The organism is Vibrio sp. (assembly GCF_038138445.1).
GTDB lineage: Bacteria > Pseudomonadota > Gammaproteobacteria > Enterobacterales > Vibrionaceae > Vibrio.
The window spans coordinates 873-1,881 of the sequence record NZ_JAYQDQ010000183.1 but is presented as its reverse complement, the minus strand read 5'-3'; the positions used below and the strand labels follow the sequence as shown (position 1 = coordinate 1,881).

Annotated in this window: 2 protein-coding genes; both read left to right on the top strand. The window is 37.4% G+C overall.

What is annotated here, in order from left to right; genetic code table 11:
• The coding region (locus tag AAFM34_RS20905; RefSeq protein ID WP_341666211.1) for a ribonucleotide-diphosphate reductase subunit beta at positions 1–648 on the top strand (648 nt) is incomplete at its 5' end.
• Complete coding sequence (locus tag AAFM34_RS20900) at positions 645–896, top strand: glutaredoxin (RefSeq protein WP_341666209.1); 252 nt, start codon at positions 645–647, stop codon at positions 894–896. The genes AAFM34_RS20905 and AAFM34_RS20900, both read left to right, overlap by 4 nt.
• Positions 897–1,009 lie beyond the last annotated feature (113 nt).

The following is a 1,009-nucleotide window of genomic DNA, read 5'->3' as shown; positions in this document are numbered from 1 at the left end:
CAACTAATTGAAATGGCTGGTTATTACAATCTTCTTGGAGAAGGTACGCATACAGTAAATGGCAAGACAGTTGAGGTAAGCTTGTATGAAATGAAAAGGCTTTTGTACCTTACATTGATGAGCGTTAACATTTTGGAAGGAGTACGATTCTATGTTTCTTTTGCTTGCTCTTGGGCGTTCGCAGAACTCAAAAAGATGGAAGGAAACGCGAAAATTATCAAGCTTATTGCTCGAGATGAAAATCTACACTTAGCATCTACTCAAATGATGCTAAAATTATTGCGTAAAGACGATCCTGAGTTTGAACAAATTGCTCAAGAAACTGAGCAAGAATGTACTCAAATGTTTATTGACGCTGTAGATCAGGAAAAAGCTTGGGCTGATTATCTGTTTAAAGATGGTTCAATGATTGGCTTAAACGCTGAACTACTTCATCAATATATCGAATTTATTTGTACACGTCGTATGACTAATGTTAAACTAAAGTCTCCATATGGCAAAACAAATAATCCACTTCCGTGGACTCAAAAATGGATTTCTGGTGCTGAGGTACAAGTTGCTCCTCAAGAAACAGAAATTACTAGTTATGTACAAGGTGGCACTAAACAAGACGTATCAACAGACACATTCAAAGGATTCAGCTTATGATTTACATATGGGGAAAGGCAGCATGCCCAAGCTGCGAAAAGGCAAAACGTACACTTGAAGCACGTAACATTCAATATGAATATCGCCAACTTGGCGTAGACTTTGAGCGAGAGGAAGTTTTAACTGAATTTCCTGAAGCTCGTACTTTTCCACAAATCGTAATTAATGGAGAAAAAGTTGGTGGATTTGAACAAATGGTATCTTACCTTGAAGATACTGGTTATAATGGGACCGGCTACTCATTATAAATAGTTCGTATTCAACATGGGGTAGATTATGGACTATTTGCAGCGATTCGAAGACACGGTAAAAGATTTTAAAAATGATGGTCGTTATCGTGTCTTTAACGACATTATCAGAG